Consider the following 14,744-nt stretch of genomic DNA (forward strand, 5'->3'; position numbering starts at 1 on the left):
TCACCAAGGGGTAGCAGGTTGCGCCAACCGTGACGTTCGACGATCTTCGTTCGCTCCCCGGTTCCACCCGTCGGCGCAACCGTAGGGGGTGGAGGGGAGCGTGCGGAACAGGCGGTTGGCGCAACGCTGCACGAGTCCGGTCACACAGGACGGCGGTAGCGGTCGTGGTGCAGGACGTCGTCGAGCGGAAGCCGGGTGCGCCACCCGTGCCGCTCGAGGTCCGGAGTGTCGGGAAGGGACCGCACGGGGCCGACGCAGAGCCACGCCACGGGACGGACCTTCGAGGGGATGTCCAGCAGGCGGCGCAGCACGTCCTCCCGGTAGAAGCTCACCCAGCCGACCCCGAGGCCCTCCTCGGTCGCCGCCAGCCACAGGTTCTGGATGGCCAGACACACCGAGTACAGACCCGCGTCCGCGATCGCGTGCCTGCCGAGCACCGCCGGCGAGCCGCGGTCCGGGTCGTAGGTGACGACGATGCCGAGAGAGGACTCCATGACGCCCTCGACCTTGATGCGCGAGAACACCTCCGCGCGTTCCTCGTCGAGCTGTGCGGAGAACACGCTGCGTTCAGCCTGAACGTGATCGCGGAACGCGCGCCGAATCGATTCATCACGCACGAGCACGAAGTCCCACGGCTGGGAAAGGCCGACGCTCGGAGCGGCGTGAGCTGCGGTGAGCACGCGACGCAGCACCTCGGGTGCGATTTCCTCGCCGGTGAACTCGGCACGCGTGTCCCTGCGCCGGTGCACTACTTCGTACAGGTTCATTCGTGCGATCGTGCCTCACTCGAAAGCACCAACTTCACGCTGGAGAGGTGGCGCTGATCTCATCTGAGGCGATAGACCGATCGGATGCGAAGAATGAAAGGTGGTTACGGCTCCGCGCTCGGATTCGGCGGCGGAGTCGGTGTCACCACGTTCACCGGTGCCTGGCCGCTGATCGCCCTCGTCCTGCTCGCCGCCGTCGTCGTGATCGTGTCCCTGCGCACGACGATCATCGGCGCGGGGTTGGCCGCACTGCAGTGCTGGGGCCTCTACGCGACCTTCTTGGTCGGTGTTCGTGGCGATCTGACGGTCGACGAACACACGACCTGGGCGCTCGCGTTGCTGGTGCAGCTCGCCGTGCTGGCCTTCCTGGCCAGCACGGCGGTGCGGGTCATCGCCCTTGTGACGGGTACGGCAGCAGGGCCATCTCCCGTGCGTTCTTGATGGCCGTCGCGACCTGACGCTGCTGCTGCGGCGTCAGGCCGGTCACCCGGCGGGACCGGATCTTGCCCCGGTCCGAGATGAACTTGCGCAGGAGCGTGACGTCCTTCCAGTCGACGACGGTCACGCCCTCCTTCGTGAGCAGGTTCTGCCTGCGCTTGGGCTGCGGTTTGCGGTCGCGCATCACCAGCTCGCCTTCGACACACCGGGAAGTTCGCCCCTGTGGGCCATTTCCCTCAAACGGATGCGCGACAGTCCGAACGCGCGGTTGTACGCGCGCGGGCGTCCGTCCACGACGTCACGGTTGCGCAGCCGCGTCGGCGACGCGTCACGCGGCAGCTTCTGCAGGCCCCGCAACGCTTCCTCGCGCGTCTCGGGGTGCCGCAGCATCTCCTTGAGCTCCGCGCGCCGTTCCGCGTGGCGCGCCACGACCTCGCGGCGGCGCTTGTCCGCGGCGATCTTCGACTTCTTCGCCACGTCAGCGCTCCTCTTTGAAGTCGACGTGCTTGCGCGCCACGGGGTCGTACTTGCGCAGCACCAGCCGGTCCGGGTCGTTGCGGCGGTTCTTGCGGGTCACGTAGGTGTACCCGGTGCCTGCGGTCGACCTCATCTTGATGATCGGCCGGACGTCCGTGCTCCTGGCCATCAGACCTTCACCCCCTGCGCGCGAAGGCGGGCCACGGCGGCCTCGACGCCGAGCTTGTCGACGGTCTTGATGCCCTTGGCGGACAACGTCATCGTCACGAACCGGTTCAGCGACGGCACCCAGTACCGCTTGCGCTGGACGTTCGGGTTCCACCGGCGGCGCGTCTTGCGTTGTGAGTGCGAGACGCGGTTGCCGAAGCCCGGCTCGCGGCCGGTCAGCTGGCAGCGCATGGTGTGAGGTCCTCCTCGAGGTCAAACACAGATTGAAACGACATTCGTTTTCAACTACGGTACCTCACATGGAATCCGTTGTCGTCATGGTGGCGGGGCTGGTGGACCACGGCGTCGCCGTGCGGGTGTGGCGTGACCGGCCCGGTTCGGTGCTGGTCAGGCACGTTGCGACCGAGACGTGTGTGCGGCGCTGGGTCGACGGCGTCGCGACCGATGTGGAGCTCCTGCACAACTGCGTCTCCTGCACGGTGCGCGAGGACCTGCGAGAGCTGCTCGGGGCCTTCCGCGGGCACACGGTCGTGCTGCACCTGGACCCGTTGCTCGAACCGGACGTGGTGCGCCGCAACCTCGATGTCGACGTCGAGTGCGTGATCACCGTGCTCGACGCCGGGACGTGGCTGGAGGACGCGCTGGGCGACGCCTCGATGGTCAGCGACGAGCGCACGGTGGCGCAGGTCGTCGTCGCTCAGGCCGAAGCCGCGGATGTGCTGGTGCTGCAAGGCGATGCGGACGAACGGACGTTGGCCGTGCTCGACCGGCTGGCTCCCGGCGCACACCGCTGCACGCCGGAGACGGTCGTCGTGCGCAGGGGCAAGAAGCCTCGCATGGTGCCGCTCACGCCCGAATGCGGTGTCTCCACAGCGGTTTTCACGGCTGACCGGCCGTTCCACCCGGCACGGCTGCACGACGCGCTCGACTCGCTGCTCGACGGCACGGTGGTGCGGTCGCGCGGCCGGTTGTGGGTCGCCGACGAACCGGACGTGGCGCTGCACCTGGAATCCGCGGGCGGCGGCCTGCACGTCGGCGAGGGCGGGCCGCGCGACGGGAAGACCACCCAGATCGTGGCGATCACGCTCGGGGAGCCGGACCAGATCACGGCGGCGTTCACCGACGCGCTGCTGACCGACGACGAACTGTCCTTCGTGGACTCGATCCGAAAGATGGCGATATGAAGCCCGGTATCCACCCCGACTACCACCCGGTGGTCTTCCAGGACGCGTCCACCGGCAAGACGTTCCTGACCCGTTCCACCGCGACGTCGCAGCGCACGATCGAGTGGGAGGACGGCAACTCCTACCCGTTGCTCATCGTCGACATCACCGCCGACTCGCACCCGTTCTGGACGGGCACGCAACGGCTCGTGGACACCGCCGGCCGGGTCGAGAAGTTCAACCGCCGCTACGGAAAGCGAGTGCGCTGATGGCCGTTCCCAAGCGCAAGACGTCCAGGTCCAACACGCGTCACCGCCGGTCGCAGTGGAAGGCCACCGCGCCGGACCTCGTGAAGGTCAGGACGTTGGACGGCAAGGAGCTTCTCGTGCCACGCCGCCTGGTCGCCGCTTACCAGCGCGGCCTCCTCTAGAAAGGGAGCTGGACCGTCCCGTCCGGTGAGTCGCGCCACTGGTCGAAGGGGCGGTCCAGCTTCCACCCCGTGCCGTCGTGGTCCAGCACGCGGTTCTCGCAGGTGTCCGGATTGGACAGCGACTCGAACAGGTCGATGCTCCAGTCGAACAGCCTGCGGCACAACAACCTGATCGTCAGGCCGTGCGACACGACCAGCACCGTCTTCGGGTGGGCCTCGTCCTCGTGCATCCGCACGGTCAGGCCGTCGAGGAACGCCGCGACCCGGTCGTCGACGTCCGCGCCGGACTCGCCGTTGGGCAGCCGGAAGAAGAAGTGCCCGAACGCGTGCCGCTGGTGCTTGAGCACCTCCTGCTGCACCGGGTCCTGGAGGTTGCCCCAGTCCTGCTCGCGCACCCTCGGCTCGGTGACGATCCGCTCGGCGTCCAGGCCCAGCAGCTCGAACGTCCGCTTCGTCCTCCGGTACGGCGACACGTAGGCCGCGACCGGGCCGTCGCCGATCAGGTCCCTGATCACCGGACCGGCGGTGCGGGCCTGCTGCTCGCCGGTCGCGGTGAGCGGCAGTGCGTGGTCGGGGATGCGGCAGTAGGCGAGCTCGTCGACGTTGCCGAGGCTCTGGCCGTGACGCAACAGGATGATCCGCACGTCTCCATCGTGCCTCAGCTGGGCACCCTGTTCGGGCGTTACAGTGCTGGGCGAGTCGAGGAGGAAACCGTCACATGATCAAGTACATCGCGCTGTACAAGAAGCCCGCGAACCCCGAGGACTTCGACGAGAAGTACTTCGGCACGCACATGCCGATCGCCGACTCGGTGCCGGGACTCGTGCGCGCCGAGGTCGCCAAGGTGCAGCGGGTCTTCCTGGCCGGTTTTCTCGGTGACACCGAGCCGTACCTGATCGCCGAGCTGTACTTCGACTCCGCCGAGTCGATGAAGGCCGCCTTCAAGACGCCCGAGTGGGCCTCGTCGGGCGCGAACCTGACCGAGATCGGCGGCATGGAGCTCGTGGCGATGTTCAGCGCCGAGGTCGTGTCGTGAAGGCCGTGGTCATCGGTGGCGGCACGATGGGCGCGGGCATCGTGCACGTGCTGCTCGCGCACGGCCACGAGGTCACGTTGTCGGAGGCCGACGCCGACCGCGCCGAGCAGGGCAGGGCAGCGGTCAGGCGTTCGCTCGACAAGGCGCAGGAGAAGGGCAAGCTCGCCGACGCCGACGCGGTGTTCGCGAACCTGAGCACCGGCGAGCTGCCCGCGGACGCCGAGCTGGTCGTCGAGGCCGTGCCGGAGAACGTGCCGCTCAAGCAGAAGGTGCTCGGCGACGCGGCGGCGAAGTGCCCGAACGCGGTCCTCGCGACCAACACGTCCTCGCTGTCGATCTCCGAGATCGCCGCGGGTTTGCCCGGCGAACGCGTGCTGGGCATGCACTTCTTCAACCCCGTGCCCGTGCAGCAGCTCGTCGAGCTCGTGCACCACGACGGCGTCGACCCCGCGAACGTGGCGAAGGCACGTGCCTGGGCCGAGCAGTGGGGCAAGACCGTGATCGAGGTGCGCGACGCACCTGGGTTCGCGACCTCACGGCTCGGCGTCGCCGTTGGCATGGAAGCGATTCGCATGCTGGAGGAAGGTGTCGCGAGCGCCGCGGACATCGACACCGGCATGAAGCTCGGCTACCGCTGGCCGATGGGCCCGCTGGAGCTGACCGACCTGGTCGGCCTCGACGTCCGGCTGGCCATCGCCGAACACCTCGCGAAGCAGCTCGGGCCGAGGTTCGATCCTCCGCAACTGTTGCGGGACAAGGTCGCCCGCGGCGAGCTGGGAAAGAAGTCGGGCCAGGGCTTCTTCACCTGGTAGACAGTTGATCGTGCACATCCGTGAGTACACCGACGACGACATCGAGGCGGTGTTCCGGCTCCGCAAGCTCGCGTTCAACGCGTCGGAGCGGCCGGAACGGCTGGTGAAGCCGGGTACGCGCGGACTCGTCGCGGAGATCGACGGCCGGGTGGCCGGTGTGCTCGGCATCGGCGAGTACGCGCAGTTCTACGGTGGCGCCGCGGTCCCGATGGGCGGGATCGGCGGCGTCGCCGTTGACGGTGCCTACCGCGGCAGGGGTGTGGCGAACGCGTTGCTCGACGCAGCGTTGGCCGCCATGCGCGACCACGGCCAGTCGCTCTCGGTCCTCTACGCGACCGTGCCGCCCCTCTACCGGGGCCGGGGGTGGGAGCGCGCCGGGCTCTTCGAGTGGGTCGAACTGCCGATGGACAGGCTGCTCACGGCTCCGCGGCCCACCGAGCTGATCCCCTCGCGCCCGGCGGAGGAGATCGATCTCCCCGCGCTGCACGAGTGCTACCTGGAGGTGGCGCGGACGGTCGACGGCATGGCCGACCGCCGTCCGCCGAGGATCGACGTGGCGAAGGTGCTCGAGCTGGACCTGGTGAGCGTGCTCCCCGGCCCGAACGGCCTGCGCGGCTACCTGACCGCGAACCGCGAGCCCGGCGGCGGTGACATGGGCCGGCTCAAGGTGTTCGACCTCGTCGGCGTCGACGTCGAGGCCCAGCTGAACCTGCTCGCGTCGCTCAAGTCGTGGGCGGGCACGCTCGACGCGATCGACCTGCGGATCACCGACCCCGCGACGCTCAACCTGCTCGGCGCGACGCCCATGCGGTACTCGGTGTGGACCTCGACGTGGATGCTGCGCGTCGTCGACCTGCCCGCCGCCGTGGCCGCCAGGGGCTGGCCGCGCCTGGCGAACGCCGCGGTGGACCTGGAGATCGTCGACGAGCACGCGCCGTGGCACGCGGGTCTTCAGCGGATCGTCGTCGAGGACGGTGTGGTGCGGGTCGAATCCGGTGGCACCGGCGCCGTCCGGTTGCACGCTCGGGCGCTCGGGCCGTGGTTCTCCGGTGCGCAGAACACGCATGCCCTGCGACGTGCGGGTTTGCTGGAGGGCGACCCCGCCGACGCCGTGGTGCTGGACCAGCTCGCCGGCGCGTCCGGTGTGCCGCGGCTGGCGGACTTCTTCTGAGCCGATGACCTTTCTGATTCGTCCGAACGGGTTCGTCAAGTAACAATGAACGTCATGTCGGCGGACGACGCAAGGCACGCCTACGGCGACAACATGGGTTGGCGCCTGAAGGGCTACCCGAAGCGGGACAGCGGACCACCATCGACCGTGCGGGACATCTCGCGTGAACAGTTCCTGGAGATACGGCCGCTCTTCGACGCCGAGGACAACCCGTGGCTCGTGGACCTGAACGAGGTCGTCCCCGAGATCCGGTCCCGCGTGGAGCAGGTGCTCGGCCCGCTGGACCCGGAGCAGGACTACTACGTCACCGGGCACCCGCTCGACTGGGACAAGGACCCGGTGCAGGTCGCACGGGACCTGCTCGACGAGCGGTATCCGCTGGCGACGGCGGCGTTCCTCGGCGGCAGCGTCGCGGCGGGGAACTACACCGCGAACTCCGACCTGGACATGATCGTGATCGTCGACGACCTGCCCTGCGCGTTCCGGGAGACGCTGGAGCACCGCGGCTGGCCGGTCGAGCTGTTCTGTCACACGATCGAGTCGTTCCAGGACTTCGTCGCACGTGACATCCAGGACCGGCGCCCTCCGTTGCTGCACATGTGCGCCGAGGGGTTCCTCATGCTCGACGCCGACGGCACCGGTCAGCGCATACGAGCCGAGGCGCGCGCTCTGCTGGACATCGGCCCTCCGATCCCCACGGCCCTGGAGCTGGAAGACCGCCGGTACGGGACCACGGACCTGCTCGAGGACCTGATCGGCGCACGGGACGAGGACGAGCGTCTGTTCGTCGCGGCACGGTTGCTGACCTGCGCGGGCGAACTCGCGCTGGTCGTGCAGAACAAGTGGCTCGGCCACGGGAAGTGGCTGCTGCGGCGGCTCCGCGACGCCAAGGCGGAAGAGCTCGTGGACGCCTACCGCGCGCTGGTGCGGGGCGAGGGTGCGGAGTGGTTCATCGAGGTCGTGGAGCACGTCCTGACCTCCGCGGGCGGTCGTCTGGAGGCCGGTTACCGCCGGGACGCGTCCCACCGATGACCAACTACCCTCTCCGTTCGTGCTGCTCACCGTCCTGGAGCTGATCGGGATCGCCGTGTTCGCCGCCTCCGGTGCGGTGGCCGCGGTCCGCGCTCGCCTGGACGTGTTCGGCGTGATCATCCTGGCGCTCACCACCGCGCTGGGCGGCGGCATCGTCCGCGACGTGCTGCTCGGCGTGCACCCGCCGACGAGTCTGCGGAACTGGCCGTACCTGCTGGTCGCCGGTGGCACCGGCCTGATCGTCTTCTGGTTCCACCCGCAGGTCGCGAAGCTCCGTCGTTCCGTGCTGCTGCTGGACGCCGTGGGGCTCGGTCTGTTCGTCACGTCCGGCACCACCACCGCGCTCGCTCTCGGCGCGACTCCCTACGCGGCGTGTCTGATCGGTATGACCACGGGCATCGGTGGTGGCGCACTTCGTGATCTCCTCCTCCGAGAGATCCCGTTGGTCCTGAGGAGAGAGATCTACGCCGTGGCGGCGCTGTGCGGTGCGGTCGTCGTCGCTGTGGGTGAATGGGCGAAATTCCCGAAAGGCCTGGTCGCGCTGACCGGTGCGGTGCTGATCATCACCATCAGGCTGATCGCGCTGTGGCGGAAGTGGAACGCACCCGTCGCGCGGGGCCTCGAAGGCTAACGCCGAACTCACACCCGCAGTTAGGGCCCTTCTCAGGCGGCTCTCAGATCCCTCGGCAAGACTGCCCCCATGCGCATCCTCGTTGTCGACGACGATCGGGCGGTCAGGGAGTCACTCCGCCGCTCGCTCCAGTTCAACGGCTACCAGGTCGAGACTGCCGGAGACGGCATGCAGGCCCTGGAGTCGGTGAACGCCGCCAGGCCGGACGCCATGGTGCTCGACGTGATGATGCCGCGGCTGGACGGTCTCGAGGTGTGCCGCAGGTTGCGCAGCACCGGAGACGACCTGCCGATCCTCGTGCTCACCGCGCGTGACGCCGTGAGCGATCGCGTGTCGGGACTGGACGCCGGAGCCGACGACTACCTGCCCAAACCGTTCGCGCTGGAGGAGCTGCTGGCCAGGCTGCGCGCGCTGCTGCGCCGTGCCGCCCAGGACATCGACGCCGCCACCCAGCAGTCCGCCGCCGTGCTCAAGTTCGCCGACCTGGAGCTGGACCCGTCCACCAGGGACGTCCGCCGCGGCGACCGTCCGATCAGCCTGACCCGCACCGAGTTCGCGCTGCTCGAGCTCCTGCTGGCGCACCCGCGCCAGGTGCTCACGCGCAGCCGCATCCTGGAGGACGTGTGGGGATACGACTTCCCGACCTCGGGCAACGCACTCGAGGTCTACGTGGGGTACCTGCGCCGCAAGACGGAGGCGGAGGGGGAGCCGCGGCTGATCCACACGGTGCGTGGGGTGGGCTACGTCCTGCGGGAGACCCCTCCGTGATCTTCGAACCCCAGGGACGGCTGCAGAGGGCGTCGCTGCGGGCTCGGGTCACCTGGCTCGCGGCGTTCTGCGTCGCCGGAGCCGTCGCGCTGGTGTCGTTCGGCGCGTACATGATCGTGCGCAAGAACGTCTACGACGCACTCGACGAGAGCCTGCGCGAGCGGGCGATCGCGGTGGTCAACGGCGCACAGTTCAGCTCGGACCAGGTGCAGAACTACCCGGCGGCCTTCCTCGCGGCCGGCGACGTGCGGATGGGCCTGCTCAACGGCGCCACCGGGTCGTTGCGGTACCCGGAGAACTCCAAGGAGCCGCCGAACGACCCGAAGGCGCGCGAGGTCGCGCAGGGCCTGCGCGACGACTACCTGTGGACGGACTACCGCAGCGACACGCGCGCGATCGCCGTGCAGTACCAGAACAACACCGCGATCGTGATCGCCCAGTCGCTCGCGCCGCAACGCACGACGCTGGCCAAGCTCAGCGTCGTCCTCCTGCTCATCGGCGGTGCCGGCGTGCTGCTCGCGGCCATCGCGGGCACGGCGGTCGCCCGCACCGGTCTGCGGCCCGTTCAACGTCTGACAGAGGCGACCGAACGCGTCGCGAACACCGGTGACCTGACACCGATCCCGGTGTCGGGCGACGACGAGCTGGCGCGGCTGACCCACAGCTTCAACGCGATGCTCGGCGCCGTCGCGGAGTCGCAGGAACGACAACGCCGCCTGGTCGCCGACGCGGGCCACGAACTGCGCACACCGCTGACCTCCATGCGCACCAACCTGGAACTCCTGTTGGCATCGGAACGTCCGGATTCGCCCACGTTGTCCGAAGAGGACAAGCGGGAGATCCAGTCCGACGTCCGCGCACAGCTCGACGAACTGACCACGCTGATCGGTGACCTGGTCGAACTGGCCCGTGAGGACGCTCCTCAGGTGATCCACGAGCCCGTCGACCTGGTCGAGGTGGTAGAACGGTCTTTGGACCGCGCGCGCCGGCGTGCCTCGAACGACGTCACGTTCGACGTGCACCTGCAACCGTGGACACTTCTGGGTGATTCCAGTGCTCTCGAGCGCGCGGTGCTGAACCTCCTCGACAACGCGGTGAAGTTCAGCCCTTCGGGCTCTGCGGTGCGGCTGAACCTCCGTCAGGTGGGCGACGGCAGCGCCGTGGTGGAGGTGGCGGACGCGGGCCCAGGCATCGCGGACGCCGATCTACCTCACGTTTTCGAGCGGTTCTACCGTTCGTCCGAGGCGAGGACCCTCCCGGGTTCGGGCCTGGGACTCGCCATCGTGAAGCAGGTGGCACAACGGCACGGCGGCACGGCCACCGCGGGCAGAGCGCCCGAGGGCGGTGCCCTGTTCACGTTGCGCCTACCCGGACGTCCGTAAGGTGGGGCGTGTGAGTCATCGCGTGAACGACGATTCTTCGTCGACCTGGGAGACAACGCCTCCCACCGGAGACGGCCCTGAGCGCACCACGCGCTTCTCCACGTCGAAGCCGTCCTCCTCCTCGCGCTCGTCGTCGCGCGAGGACGACCCGGTGGCGCGGTTCTCCAAGAAGAAGGCGAAGAAGAAGCAGCCGTTCTGGAAAGAGCTGCTGGTCATCTTCAGCGTCGCGCTGCTGCTGACCGTGGTCATCCAGACGTTCGTCGCGCGCGTGTTCGTCATCCCGTCGGCCTCGATGGAAACGACCCTGCACGGCTGCACGGGCTGCGTGAACGACAAGGTGCTGGTCGAAAAGATCACGTACCTGTTCCGCGACCCCCAGCCAGGCGACGTGATCGTCTTCCGCGGCCCTCCGAACTGGACGGGCGGCAAGGAGCCCCCGAACTTCATGGTGGGCACGCTGCAGGACCTCGGCTCGATGGTGAACCTCTCCGAGCCCAGCGGCACGGACTTCATCAAGCGCGTCATCGCGGTAGGCGGTCAAACCGTCGAGTGCTGCGACGACCAGGGCCGCGTCCTCGTCGACGGCAAGCCGCTGGACGAGCCGTACCTGAACTTCGGCGGCGGTCCCCGCCAGCAGGACTCCTTCGAGAAGGTCACCGTCCCCGCGGGCAAGCTCTGGGTGATGGGCGACAACCGCAACAACTCGTCGGACTCGCGCAAGCACGGCGACCCGACTCCGGCGGACGGCGCGATCCCGATCTCGAACGTGGTGGGCAAGGCGCGGGTGATCGTGATCCCGGTGGGCCGGTGGGGCTCGATCTCGGACTACAACCCGCAGACCGGCGGCAAGTAGGCCGGTAGGCAGAGACGCAGCAAAGGGGCGAGGCCAACACGGCCTCGCCCCTTTGGCGTTTCCCGGGAAGGTAGGGCATGCGCCCGGCAGATGGGACGGCGATGGCGGGGGCGAGCACGAGGGCGACGGCGAGGACGGCAGTGAGGATGACGGCGACGCGACAGCACCCCAAGCCGACCCGCACAAACAGCGCCCCCCAACCCAAAAGGCCAGGGGGCGCAACCGTGAACCCGAAGTCAGCCCTTGGTGGACCCCAACGTCAACCCACCCACGAACTGCCGCTGCAAAACGAAGAACACGACCAACGTGGGCAACGCCACCAACAACGACCCGGCAGCAATGAGGTTGTTGTCGGTGAAGAACGTCCCCTTCAAGTTCTGCAACGCGGACGTGACCGGCATCTTGTCCCCGTCCTGGATCAAAACCAACGCCCACAGGAAGTCGTTGTAGATCCAGGTGAACTCAAGAGTGGCCAGAGCAGCCAGCACCGGCCGGCACAGCGGCAGGGTCAACTGCCAGTACTGCCGAAACACCGAAGCCCCGTCCACCCGAGCAGCCTCGGTCAACTCGTACGGGATGGTCTTCATGTAGTTCGACAGGACAAACGTGCAGAAACCGGACTGGAAAGCGATGTGGATCAGAATCACGCCGAGCTGCGAGTCGATCAACGACCCACTGGCGGAGATCCACTCCGGCACCTCGATCAGCCGGTACAGCCTCCACAGCGGCGTCACGATCACCTGCTGCGGCAACAGGTTGCCCGCGGTGAAGATCATGAGCAGCACGAGGTTGAGCTTGAAGCTGAACCGGGACACGCCGAACGCCACCATCGAGCTGAGCAGCAGCGTGAGCACCAGCGCGGGGACGGTGATCAGGAACGTGTTCAGGTAGAAGTGCGGCAGGTCGCCGATCTCCCACGCCTTCGCGAAGTTCGCCAGGGTGAGGGACTTCGCGACGGAGAAGTAGCCGTTGACCGACGTGTCTTCGTACGTGCGCAACGACGCGTAGACCGCCCACAGCAGGGGTGCCAGCGTCATCAGGCACGTCAGGATCAGGAACGCGTGCAACGCGGCCCGCGCCGGGGTGATCGTCCGCTTCTTCGACACAACCGGCGCCGAGGGCCGTTCCAAGGTGGCCGTCACGTCCGGTTCTCCTTGCTGAACGTCTGGTACAGGTACGGGATGATGACGCCGAGCGAGATCGTCAGCAGGATCACCGCGACCGCCGAGCCGCGGCCGATGCGCGACGCCTCACCGATGATGTTGTCGGTCACCAGCACCGACAACAGCTCCAACCCGTTGCGTCCCTTGTTGATGACGTAGACGATGTCGAACGCTCGCAGCGCCTCGATCACCGTCACGACGGCCACGACGATGTTGACCGGCTTCATCACCGGGAAGGTGACGCGGAAGAACGTCTGGGTCGCCGAGGCGCCGTCGAGCGCGGCGGCTTCCTTCAGCGACGGGTCGACGCCCTTCAGGCCCGCCAAGTACAGCAGCATGATGTAGCCGGTGTGCCGCCACGCGGCCGCGACGAGCACCGCGTAGAGGTTGATGTCCGAGTCGCCGATCCAGTCGACCGGCTTGTCGAGACCCAGCACCGAGTTCAGCAGACCGCCGTCGGGAGTGTAGATCAGCTGCCAGATGAAGCCGATCAGCGCGAGCGACAGCACCATCGGCATGTACAGCGCGCTCTGGTAGATGCGGCTGAACCTGAGCTCGCGGTCGAGCAGCACGGCCAGCAGCAGGCCCGCGCACGTCGGCACGACGAGCAGGAACGCCAGCCAGATCAGGTTGTGCTGCACGGCCGGCCAGAACCGCGGGTACTCGGTGAAGATCTCGACGTAGTTCTCGACACCGATCCACTCGATGTCCTCGAACCCTCCGATGCCGTTCCACCTGCTGAACGACAACGCGATCGAGCCCAGCGTCGGGATCCACACGAACAGCAGGTGCACGATCGTGGGGATGCCGAGCATGATCGCGAGCACGAGTTTGTCCGTGCCCGCGAGGGCGGTGGCACGTTTTCCACGCCGACGAGGCGGCGGCCCGCTGGGGGCCACCGCCTTCGGCTTCTCCTGCAACGCGGTCACTTGAAGATGTTCTTCGCCTGGTCGGCCATGCCCTTGAGCACGGAGTCGATGTCATCGGGGTTCTTGATGAACGCGATGAGCCCGTTGGTCGCCGCCTCGCTCGCGAAGCCGGGGTCGGTGTCGCGGTCGAGGAACTGCGTGATGTGCTTGGCGCTCTTGATGACCTCGGCCGACTTCTTCTGCAACGCGCTGTAGCCGGACGTGTCGGCCTTCGTGTTGGTCGCGATCGAGTTCGGGTCCGCCTTGAGGTAGGCGAGCTGCGGCTCGGGGCTCGCCAGGTACTCGAGCAGCTTGAGCGCGCCGTCCTTGTTCGCCGGCTTCTTCGCCATCATGTAGCCGTCGATCGGCGCCTCGACCGTGTCGGTGCCGTGCTCGGGGTTGATCTCCGGGAACGGGAAGAAGTCGAGGTCGTCCTTGTCGGCGTCCGGGAACTGCTGGCCCACGAACGAGCCGAGCAGGTACATGCCGGCCTTCTTCTGCTGCAACGCCTGAGCGGCTTCCTGCCACTCGCGGCCGAGGGCGTTCTCCTGGTGGAACGGCAGCAGCCGCTTCCAGGTGTCGAACACGTCCTTGACCTTCTTGTCCTGCCAGTTCTCCTTGCCCGCGAGCAGGTCGACGTGGAACTGGTAGCCGTTGATGCGGAAGTTCAGCTGGTCGAACGTGCCCATGCCCGGCCAGCCCTGCTTCTGGGCGAACGCGATCGGGATCAGGCCGTCGGCCTTCATCTTGGTGGAGACCGCGACGAGCTCGTCGAGGGTCTTGGGGACCGTGTAGCCGCGCTCCTGCCAGACGCTCTTGCGGTAGAACATGCCCCACGGGTACTGGATGAACGGCACGAAGTACTGCTTCTTGTCCGAACCCGTGGACGCCTGCTTGAGCGCGTCGGAGTAGTTGCCGCCGATCTTGCCCCACAGGTCGCTGAGGTCACCGGTGAGACCCTGGTCGGCGAAGAACCGCATGCGGTAGCCGGCGAACCACGCGAGCACGTCGTCCGGCTTGCCCTGCAGGTAGTTGTTGATCTGCTCCTGGTACTGCTCGTGCTGCTTCGTGTTGATCGTGACGGAGTAGCCGCCCGACTGGGCGTCGAAGCCCTTCAGCGCCGCGGTGATCGCGTCCTTCGGCACCTGGTCCGACAGGTTGTTGCCGAAGGTGACGACCTTGGAGTCGCCGCCAGAGCTGGAGCCGCCGCCGCACGCCGCGAGGCCACCGGTCGCGGCGACACCTGCGCCGGCCAGCATGATCCGCAGCATCGCGCGCCTGCCGAAGTGGGGCAACGGAGAGGAACCAGGCGTGTACCGAACCATCATCGCTCCTACGGGTGACACTCGCTCGAACGAACCGAACAGGACTCCAACAAAGTTGCGCACAATGTGGTCCCAGGCACACATCATGTCAAGTCCCGTTACTCAGCTGTTAAACCCGTGCACAGCGGGTTTCTAGCACGATCCCGGTCCTTGTGCCGGTCAACCGCCGAACAGACCCAAACGTGAAGTTGTGTTTGCTTGTGTTGACGTTGGGGGGTTT

General features: G+C 67.6%; 21 protein-coding genes. 12 read left to right on the forward strand and 9 right to left on the reverse strand.

Features of this window, described 5'->3' with window-relative positions:
• Positions 1 to 140: 140 nt before the first annotated feature.
• Positions 141 to 767: a 5,6-dimethylbenzimidazole synthase gene (gene bluB / locus AOM45_RS25995; RefSeq protein WP_051783362.1), complete on the reverse strand. Its 627-nt coding sequence runs from the start codon at positions 765 to 767 to the stop codon at positions 141 to 143.
• Positions 768 to 851: 84 nt separating this feature from the next.
• Between bluB and AOM45_RS26000 the strand changes: the two genes are divergently transcribed.
• Complete coding sequence (locus tag AOM45_RS26000; protein WP_156093820.1) at positions 852 to 1,208, forward strand: hypothetical protein; 357 nt, start codon at positions 852 to 854, stop codon at positions 1,206 to 1,208.
• Here AOM45_RS26000 and rpsR read toward each other — a convergent pair.
• From rpsR to rpmB, 4 genes are read right to left on the reverse strand one after another with little or no spacing between them, the layout of a single operon-like run.
• Positions 1,156 to 1,389 carry a 30S ribosomal protein S18 gene (rpsR, locus tag AOM45_RS26005; RefSeq protein WP_030467686.1) on the reverse strand — a complete coding sequence of 78 codons (234 nt, stop codon included), beginning with the start codon at positions 1,387 to 1,389 and terminating at the stop codon, positions 1,156 to 1,158. The two genes, AOM45_RS26000 and rpsR, sit on opposite strands and share 53 nt — an antisense overlap.
• Positions 1,389 to 1,682, reverse strand: a complete 294-nt coding sequence (gene rpsN / locus AOM45_RS26010) for a 30S ribosomal protein S14 (protein ID WP_030467685.1) — start codon at positions 1,680 to 1,682, stop codon at positions 1,389 to 1,391. Before rpsN ends, rpsR begins: the two co-directional genes overlap by 1 nt.
• A 1-nt stretch (position 1,683) precedes the next feature.
• Complete coding sequence (gene rpmG, locus AOM45_RS26015) at positions 1,684 to 1,851, reverse strand: 50S ribosomal protein L33 (protein ID WP_030467684.1); 168 nt, start codon at positions 1,849 to 1,851, stop codon at positions 1,684 to 1,686.
• Positions 1,851 to 2,081: a 50S ribosomal protein L28 gene (rpmB, locus tag AOM45_RS26020; RefSeq protein ID WP_030467683.1), complete on the reverse strand. Its 231-nt coding sequence runs from the start codon at positions 2,079 to 2,081 to the stop codon at positions 1,851 to 1,853. Before rpmB ends, rpmG begins: the two co-directional genes overlap by 1 nt.
• A gap of 68 nt (positions 2,082 to 2,149) precedes the next feature.
• Here rpmB and AOM45_RS26025 point away from each other — a divergent pair, with 68 nt between their 5' ends.
• Genes AOM45_RS26025 through rpmF form a run of 3 tightly spaced genes read left to right on the forward strand, consistent with a single transcriptional unit; the run spans position 2,150 to position 3,443 of the window.
• Positions 2,150 to 3,034 carry a GTP-binding protein gene (locus AOM45_RS26025; RefSeq protein ID WP_051783360.1) on the forward strand — a complete coding sequence of 295 codons (885 nt, stop codon included), beginning with the start codon at positions 2,150 to 2,152 and terminating at the stop codon, positions 3,032 to 3,034.
• The gene (locus AOM45_RS26030) at positions 3,031 to 3,282 is read left to right on the forward strand and encodes a type B 50S ribosomal protein L31 (RefSeq protein WP_030467681.1); all 252 of its coding nucleotides are present in this window, start codon (positions 3,031 to 3,033) and stop codon (positions 3,280 to 3,282) included. Before AOM45_RS26025 ends, AOM45_RS26030 begins: the two co-directional genes overlap by 4 nt.
• The gene (gene rpmF, locus AOM45_RS26035; RefSeq protein WP_030467680.1) at positions 3,282 to 3,443 is read left to right on the forward strand and encodes a 50S ribosomal protein L32; all 162 of its coding nucleotides are present in this window, start codon (positions 3,282 to 3,284) and stop codon (positions 3,441 to 3,443) included. Before AOM45_RS26030 ends, rpmF begins: the two co-directional genes overlap by 1 nt.
• Here the strand turns inward: rpmF and AOM45_RS26040 are convergent.
• Entirely contained in the window at positions 3,440 to 4,087 is a 648-nt protein-coding gene (locus AOM45_RS26040) for a histidine phosphatase family protein (protein ID WP_030467679.1), read from the reverse strand. The genes rpmF and AOM45_RS26040 overlap by 4 nt on opposite strands.
• Before the next feature lie 74 nt (positions 4,088 to 4,161).
• Between AOM45_RS26040 and AOM45_RS26045 the strand changes: the two genes are divergently transcribed.
• The 8 genes from AOM45_RS26045 (at position 4,162) to lepB (ending at position 11,128) form a co-directional block, all read left to right on the forward strand.
• Positions 4,162 to 4,479: an EthD family reductase gene (locus tag AOM45_RS26045; protein ID WP_030467678.1), complete on the forward strand. Its 318-nt coding sequence runs from the start codon at positions 4,162 to 4,164 to the stop codon at positions 4,477 to 4,479.
• Positions 4,476 to 5,291, forward strand: a complete 816-nt coding sequence (locus AOM45_RS26050; protein ID WP_030467677.1) for a 3-hydroxyacyl-CoA dehydrogenase family protein — start codon at positions 4,476 to 4,478, stop codon at positions 5,289 to 5,291. The genes AOM45_RS26045 and AOM45_RS26050 overlap by 4 nt, the downstream gene beginning before the upstream one ends.
• A 10-nt stretch (positions 5,292 to 5,301) precedes the next feature.
• Positions 5,302 to 6,462 (forward strand): GNAT family N-acetyltransferase, encoded by a 1,161-nt coding sequence (locus AOM45_RS26055; protein WP_030467676.1) that lies wholly within the window; start codon positions 5,302 to 5,304, stop codon positions 6,460 to 6,462.
• Between the two features lie 54 nt (positions 6,463 to 6,516).
• Positions 6,517 to 7,494: a nucleotidyltransferase domain-containing protein gene (locus tag AOM45_RS26060; RefSeq protein WP_236703828.1), complete on the forward strand. Its 978-nt coding sequence runs from the start codon at positions 6,517 to 6,519 to the stop codon at positions 7,492 to 7,494.
• Positions 7,495 to 7,513: 19 nt separating this feature from the next.
• Entirely contained in the window at positions 7,514 to 8,125 is a 612-nt protein-coding gene (locus AOM45_RS26065) for a trimeric intracellular cation channel family protein (protein ID WP_030467674.1), read from the forward strand.
• Positions 8,126 to 8,194: 69 nt separating this feature from the next.
• Complete coding sequence (locus tag AOM45_RS26070) at positions 8,195 to 8,893, forward strand: response regulator transcription factor (RefSeq protein ID WP_030467673.1); 699 nt, start codon at positions 8,195 to 8,197, stop codon at positions 8,891 to 8,893.
• Positions 8,893 to 10,275 (forward strand): sensor histidine kinase, encoded by a 1,383-nt coding sequence (locus AOM45_RS26075; RefSeq protein ID WP_156093831.1) that lies wholly within the window; start codon positions 8,893 to 8,895, stop codon positions 10,273 to 10,275. Before AOM45_RS26070 ends, AOM45_RS26075 begins: the two co-directional genes overlap by 1 nt.
• 10 nt (positions 10,276 to 10,285) lie before the next feature.
• Entirely contained in the window at positions 10,286 to 11,128 is an 843-nt protein-coding gene (lepB, locus tag AOM45_RS26080) for a signal peptidase I (protein ID WP_236703829.1), read from the forward strand.
• Positions 11,129 to 11,364: 236 nt separating this feature from the next.
• On the opposite strand, the gene AOM45_RS26085 is transcribed toward lepB, so the two are convergent.
• Genes AOM45_RS26085 through AOM45_RS26095 form a run of 3 tightly spaced genes read right to left on the reverse strand, consistent with a single transcriptional unit; the run spans position 11,365 to position 14,524 of the window.
• A complete protein-coding gene (locus tag AOM45_RS26085) occupies positions 11,365 to 12,270 on the reverse strand; it encodes a carbohydrate ABC transporter permease (RefSeq protein ID WP_051783357.1) in 906 nt (301 codons plus the stop codon).
• Positions 12,267 to 13,220: a carbohydrate ABC transporter permease gene (locus AOM45_RS26090; protein WP_051783354.1), complete on the reverse strand. Its 954-nt coding sequence runs from the start codon at positions 13,218 to 13,220 to the stop codon at positions 12,267 to 12,269. The genes AOM45_RS26085 and AOM45_RS26090 overlap by 4 nt, the downstream gene beginning before the upstream one ends.
• Positions 13,217 to 14,524: an ABC transporter substrate-binding protein gene (locus AOM45_RS26095; RefSeq protein WP_030467668.1), complete on the reverse strand. Its 1,308-nt coding sequence runs from the start codon at positions 14,522 to 14,524 to the stop codon at positions 13,217 to 13,219. The genes AOM45_RS26090 and AOM45_RS26095 overlap by 4 nt, the downstream gene beginning before the upstream one ends.
• Positions 14,525 to 14,744 lie beyond the last annotated feature (220 nt).

The organism is Lentzea aerocolonigenes (genome assembly GCF_000974445.1).
Lineage (GTDB): Bacteria > Actinomycetota > Actinomycetes > Mycobacteriales > Pseudonocardiaceae > Lentzea > Lentzea aerocolonigenes.